The sequence below is a fragment of the Amaricoccus sp. genome, from assembly GCF_017995835.1.
GTDB lineage: Bacteria > Pseudomonadota > Alphaproteobacteria > Rhodobacterales > Rhodobacteraceae > Amaricoccus.
In genome coordinates, this window is record NZ_JAGOID010000140.1 from 1 (window position 1) to 5,841 (window position 5,841).

The window sequence follows — 5,841 nt, forward strand, 5'->3', positions numbered from 1 at the left end:
GCCCCAGCATAGGCGATCGGCGGGCGGCGGTCGACGCGGGGCGCGCGCGCGCGTCGGCCGTGCGGCCGGCTTCGGGGCGGCGGCCGCGCGCTTCGCCGTTGCGGGGGGCGCGTCAGGTTCCGCGCGGCTTGGCGCGGCGGGTGGGCGCGGCGGCGGCCGGATCCTCGGGCCAGGGGTGGCGCGGGTAGCGGCCGCGGAGTTCGCGCCGGACGTCGGCGTAGGAGGACGCCCAGAAGCCGGGGAGGTCGGCGGTGGTCTGCACCGGGCGCTGGGCCGGCGACAGGAGTTCGAGCACCAGCGGCGTCCGGCCGGGGCCGACCGTCGGGTGGATCGTCAGACCGAACATCTCCTGCAGGCGCACGGCGACGGAGGGGGCCGCGCCGCCGTAGTCGACGGGCAGGCGGGTTCCGGTCGGCGCGACGATCTCGGGCGGCGCGAGGCGGTCGAGCCTGCGGCGGCCGTCATGCCCGAGCCGGGCGTCGAGGGCGGGGCCGAGGGGGATGCGGTCGAACTGCTCGGCGCGGGCGATCGCGCCGAGGAACGGCGCGGCCCAGGCGTCGAGATCGGCCATCAGGCCCGGCTCGGAGAAGTCCGGCAGCGCCTCGCCCTGCGCGCGCAGCCATTCGACGCGGGCGGCGAGGCGGCGGAGCGCCGGGGTCCAGGGCAGCGCCGCGGGTCCGAGGTCGCGCAGCCCCTCGACCACCGCCGCGGCGACGGCCTCGGCCGGCGCGGACCAGGGGCGGTCCTCCAGCGCCACGGCGCCGAGCGTCAGGCGCTCGCGCGCGCGCACGGCCCGGTCGCGGCGCGACCATTCGCAGGTCGTTTCGGCGCGCAGGCGGTCGGCGTGCAGGGCGCGGACTTCGGCTTCGGTCAGCGGGGCGGCGAGGCGGATCGCGGCCTCGCGCGGGTCGCCGTCGAGATCGGCGGCGACGAGCCATGGCGCGCGCGCCAGCGGATCGGCCTCCGGCAGCGCCGCGCCCTTGCCGCCGGAGAGCAGGAAGCGCGGGGCCTCGCCGGAGCGCCGGCGGCCGATCCGGTCGGGATAGGCGAGCGACAGCGCGCCGCCGGGCGACAGGGCCGCGCCGCCGGTCCGGTCGGGGCCGCCTTGGCCGCGGACGAGGGCGCGCAGGCGGCGGGCCTCGGCCCGGATGGCCTCGACGCCGGCGCGATCCACCTCGACCGGGCGCTCGGCCGCGACGCGGCCCGGGTCGGCCAGCGCGGCGAGGCGCAGCGCCACGTCGGCCGGGGCGCGCCCGGCGACGCCGCGGACCGGGTCGCGGGCTTGCAGCAGTGCGGCGAGGTCGGCGGCGAGCGGGGCGGCGTCCCGGCCGGCGGCGACGAGCAGCATGTGGCCGAGGCGCGGGTGCAGCGGCAGCGCCGCGAGGCGTCGGCCGTGGGCGGTGATCGCGCCGGCGGCGTCGAGCGCGCCGAGTTCGGCGAGGAGCGCGCGCGCCTCCGCCAGCGCCGGGGCCGGGGGCGGGGTCAGGAACGGCAGTCCCGTCGCGTCGCCCGCGCCCCAGAGCGCCAGTTCGAGCGCGAGGCCGGCGAGGTCGGCGGCGGCGATCTCCGGCGGCGCGAAGGCGGCGAGCGCGCCTTCCTCGCCGCGGGTCCACATCCGGAAGCACCAGCCCGGAGCGACCCGGCCGGCGCGGCCGCGGCGCTGTTCGGCCTCGGCGCGGGTGACGCGCTCGGTGACGAGGCGGGACATGCCCGATCCGGGGTCGAAGCGGGCGCGGCGGGCGCGGCCGGCGTCCACCACCACGCGCACGTCGGGGATGGTGAGCGAGGTCTCGGCGATCGAGGTGGCGAGCGTCAGGCGCCGCCGCCCGGGCAGCGGCGCGAGCGCGGCGCGCTGGCGGGCGAAGGGCAGGCCGCCGTGCAGGGGCTGGAGCGTCACGTCCGCGGGCAGGCCGGGGGCGAGCGCGGCGGCGACGCGGCCGATCTCGGCCTGGCCGGGGAGGAAGACGAGGACGCCGCCTTCGGTCGCGGCCAGCGCCGTACGCACGAGATCGGCGGCGGCGGCCTCATAGCGCGGGCCTCCGGGGCCGGGGCGCGACCAGGGGCGTTCGAGCCACATCGTCTCGACCGGATATGCGCGGCCCTCCGACGCCACCACCGGCGCGTCGCCGAGCAGTGCTGCGACCGGGCCGACGTCGAGGGTCGCGGACATGACGAGGAGGCGCAGGTCGGGGCGGAGCGCGCCCCGGACCTCGAGCGCGAGGGCGAGGCCGAGGTCGGCCTGGAGCGCGCGCTCGTGGAATTCGTCGAAGATCAGGCAGGCGACGCCGGAAAGCTCGGGGTCGGACTGGAGCATCCGGGTCAGCACGCCCTCGGTGACCACCTCGATCCGGGCGCCCGCGACGCTCTCGCCGCGGATGCGGTAGCCGACGCTGCGGCCGACGGGCTCGCCGAGCGCCTCGGCCAGCCGCTCGGCGGCGGCGCGGGCGGCGACGCGGCGCGGCTCCAGCATGACGATGCGGCCGGGCCAGTTCTCGTCGAGCAGGCGGAGGGGGACGCGGGTGGTCTTGCCGGCGCCGGGGGGCGCGTGCAGGACGGCGCGGCCCGCCGCGTTCAGCGCGGCGACGAGCGCCGGCAGGGCCGGCTCGATCGGAAGCGGCAAGGCGGCCGTCAGCCGCGGCGGGTCACGACCGCGGGGCCGAAGCGGGTCCGGGTCTCGATCCGCTCGAGCTGGAGCATTTCGCCCGCGCCCGGGCCGAAGATCAGCGTGAAGGGGTATTCGGCTTCGGTCGCGAAGCTCTGCTTCTCGCCTTCGAGCTGGGCGTAGATCCCGGCGCAGCTGAAGCGCCCGTCGCCGGTCGCGACGGGCTCGCCGAGCGTCAGGCGGGAGCGGCGCGAGCCGTCGAAGACGTCGATGCTGGTCGCGCAGATCCGCTCGACCGGGGCGTCGCGCAGCAGGGCGAAGCTCGCCGAGACCGGGTCGAGCGCGCCGACGACGCCGTTCGGATCGGGCGCGTGCTTGCGCGGCGGCACGACCGAGACCTTGACCGGCGTCGCGCCGCTCCATTCGATCTCGGTGCGGCGGGCGGCGCGGGGCGACGTGGAATCGGCGCTGAAGCGGACCGGCTGCACCTTGCCGCCGCCATCGACCACGCCGGAGGCGACGCCGTCGAAGCTGTAGCTGGTCAGCGCGCTGATCAGCGCCGTCGGGGTGATCTTGCCGGTGGCGCGGTAGTCCTTGCCGGACTGTTCGCCGCGGAGCGTCACCGTGCCGATCGGGATGCCGGAGATGGCGAGGTCGTAGACCTGGGCGCCGGCGACGCCGGCGGGCGTGGCGGCGCCGGCCGCGAGGAACGCGGCGGCGGCGGCGGCGAGGCGAAGGGGACGCAGAGGCATGGGCGCTCGTCCTTCCCGGGGCGGGCGCCCGCCACCGGAGGGCGAGCGCGGTTGCAAGCGGCTTTTTCCGCGGGGTATGCCTCGATCCGGCGGCGAGGCCAAGGGGCGGCGGCAGGCGGTGATGGAATCGTGAGACGGATCGACGGCGAGGAGGCCGCCGCGCTGGCGGAGCGGCTGCTCGCGGGCGACCGCCGCGCGCTGGCGCAGGCGATCACCCTGGTGGAATCGACGCGCCCCGACCACCGCGTCGCGGCGCGGGCGCTGTTGTCGCGCCTGCCGCCGCGCGATCCGCCGACGCTGCGGGTCGGGCTTTCCGGCACCCCGGGCGTCGGCAAGTCGAGCTTCATCGAGGCGCTGGGCCTTCGCCTCGCCGGGGGCGGCGCGCGGATCGCGGTGCTGGCGGTCGATCCGTCCTCGGCGCGCTCCGGCGGTTCGATCCTCGGCGACAAGACCCGGATGGAGCAGCTGGCGCGGGCCCCGGGGGTGTTCATCCGCCCCTCGCCGAGCCAGGCGGCGCTCGGGGGGGTCGGGCGCCGGACGCGCGAGACGATTCTCGTCGTCGAGGCCTGGGGCGCGGACACGGTGATCGTCGAGACGGTCGGCGTCGGCCAGTCCGAGACGCTGGTGGCGGAGATGACCGACGTCTTCGTGCTGCTGCTCGCGCCGGCGGGGGGCGACGAGCTTCAGGGCGTGAAGCGCGGCGTGATGGAGATGGCCGACCTCATCCTCGTCAACAAGGCCGACGGGGCGTTGCAGGCGGCGGCGATGCGGACGCGGGCCGACTACGCCGGGGCGCTCCGGCTGATGCGGCGCAAGGCCGGCGACCCGGACGGGTTCCCGAGCGCGCGCTGCGTCTCGGCGCTGACCGGGGCGGGGCTCGACGAGGCCTGGGCCGACGTGCTGGCGCTGGCCGCGGCGCGGCGCGGCAACGGGGCCTTTGCCGCGCGCCGGCGGGCGCAGGCGGAACGCTGGTTCGCGGAGGCGATCGAGACGGGGTTGCTGGCGCGGCTGGCCGCCGACCCGGCGCTGTCGGGCCGCCGCGCCGAACTCGCCCGCGCCGTGGGCGCCGGCCGGATCGCGCCGGACGTGGCGGCGGAGGCGCTGCTCGACGAGATCGGATCGCCGGGGCGGGGCTAGTTTCGGGAATGGCGCCCCGGCGCGGCGGCGCGTCAGCCTCCGCCGGCCAGCGCCTTGAGGCGGGCGCGCAGGGTGTCGCTGCGGCGGGTGGCGAAGAGGACGTCGTCGATGCGGGTGGTGCCGTCGGTCTCCGGCACGACGACGAGGTATTCGGTCCAGGCCGGCGTGCCGCGGGCGCCCGAGCGGACGATCTCCACCAGCGCGGCGTTGCGGGTCGTGGCCCGGCAGACCGGGACCGGATCGGAATAGGTCTGGAACAGGGTCGGCGGCGGCGCCTCGCCGGCGCGCGCGAAGGCGAAGGTGATCTCCTGCACGAGCGCGTCGGTCAGGAGCGGCCGCATCTCGGCGAGCGAGCCGCTGGTCGAGACCTCGCAGAAGCGCGCGCCGAGTTCGTCCCAGTCGAAGCCCGTCGCGGCGGAGGCGGCGGGTCCGGCGCCGAGGGCCAGCGCGGTCGCGCCGGCGATGAGGGCGGGGCGGGCGCGTCTCACAGCACGCCCACGGCGTCGAGCCCGGCGAGGAGCGCCGGCGGCAGTTCGGAGCGGGCGGCGCCCGCCTCCGCGCCGAGATCGCGCGGGGCGTCGGCGGCGCGCAGGTAGCGCCAGCCCTGGAACGGGCGGCGCGGCGCGGCGGCGGTGCGCACGATCTCGCGGTCGAGCATCAGCGCGCAGCGGCGCACGCCGTCGGCGCCCTCGCGCGGCTCGAGCCCGACGAGGCGCTGGCGGCAGAGCACGAAGCCCTTGATCACCCAGTAGAGCGAGCCGCCGGCCAGCAGTTCGTCGGCCTTCCTCGGCCACATGCGGGTGACGTGGGCGGGCGTGCTTCCGGTCTCGGCGATGCGCGCGGCCTGCCATTCGGCGAGGTCCTCGACGCTTTCGGCGCCGACGCAGAGCTTGATCAGGTTGAGCCCTTGCCTGCCCATGGAGGCCCCATATCCAGATGGTCCGCTGGCTGTCGCCCCCAAGATAGCGCGGGTCGGCGGGGAGCGACAAGGGTCCGCGCATTGACCGGGGCAGGGCGCGCGCCTATCTTTCCACCCCCGACCCCCCGACGAGAGGCTCGCGATGAACAAGTCGGATCCGCGCGGCTTCGACGCCATGGAAGGGCTCGGCTGGCAGGAGGTCTCGCTCGACGTCCTGCGGGAGAAGTACGCCAAGGGGGCCGAGCGCGACCTCGACGGGCCGGAGATGGCGCGCGCCGTGCGGGCGCGGGTGGCGCGCGCGCTCGCGGCGGTGGAGGCGGAGCCGGCGACGTGGGAGCCGGTCTTCCTCTCGGCGCTGGAGCGAGGGTTCATCCCGGGCGGGCGGATCAACTCGGCGGCCGGGGCGGGCATCGACGAGGTGACGCTGATCA

Annotated in this window: 6 protein-coding genes; 2 read left to right on the forward strand and 4 right to left on the reverse strand. The window is 77.5% G+C overall.

All coding sequences use genetic code 11. The features are described from left to right. Positions 1-112: 112 nt before the first annotated feature. Positions 113-2,620, reverse strand: coding sequence for an ATP-dependent helicase HrpB (gene hrpB, locus KBA23_RS15180; RefSeq protein WP_290742606.1), 2,508 nt, complete (start codon positions 2,618-2,620; stop codon positions 113-115). A gap of 8 nt (positions 2,621-2,628) precedes the next feature. Next, entirely contained in the window at positions 2,629-3,354 is a 726-nt protein-coding gene (locus tag KBA23_RS15185) for a DUF3108 domain-containing protein (protein ID WP_290742609.1), read from the reverse strand. A gap of 138 nt (positions 3,355-3,492) precedes the next feature. Between KBA23_RS15185 and meaB the strand changes: the two genes are divergently transcribed. Next, positions 3,493-4,491: a methylmalonyl Co-A mutase-associated GTPase MeaB gene (gene meaB, locus KBA23_RS15190; RefSeq protein WP_290742621.1), complete on the forward strand. Its 999-nt coding sequence runs from the start codon at positions 3,493-3,495 to the stop codon at positions 4,489-4,491. Between the two features lie 32 nt (positions 4,492-4,523). On the opposite strand, the gene KBA23_RS15195 is transcribed toward meaB, so the two are convergent. Both KBA23_RS15195 and KBA23_RS15200 read right to left on the reverse strand, forming a co-directional pair. Beyond that, on the reverse strand, positions 4,524-4,979 hold the full coding sequence (locus KBA23_RS15195) for a hypothetical protein (RefSeq protein WP_290742612.1): 456 nt from the start codon (positions 4,977-4,979) through the stop codon (positions 4,524-4,526). Continuing rightward, complete coding sequence (locus tag KBA23_RS15200) at positions 4,976-5,410, reverse strand: DUF1489 domain-containing protein (protein ID WP_290742615.1); 435 nt, start codon at positions 5,408-5,410, stop codon at positions 4,976-4,978. The genes KBA23_RS15195 and KBA23_RS15200 overlap by 4 nt, the downstream gene beginning before the upstream one ends. 142 nt (positions 5,411-5,552) lie before the next feature. Here KBA23_RS15200 and KBA23_RS15205 point away from each other — a divergent pair. Beyond that, positions 5,553-5,841 (forward strand): hypothetical protein (locus KBA23_RS15205; protein ID WP_290742618.1); only part of this gene is annotated, 289 nt, incomplete at its 3' end.

Bases quoted from the DNA above. Each gene is read 5' to 3' on its own strand.
- KBA23_RS15185 (WP_290742609.1), bottom strand. From the start codon at position 3,354: ATGCCTCTGCGTCCCCTTCGCCTCGCCGCCGCCGCCGCCGCGTTCCTC.
- KBA23_RS15200 (WP_290742615.1), bottom strand. From the start codon at position 5,410: ATGGGCAGGCAAGGGCTCAACCTGATCAAGCTCTGCGTCGGCGCCGAA.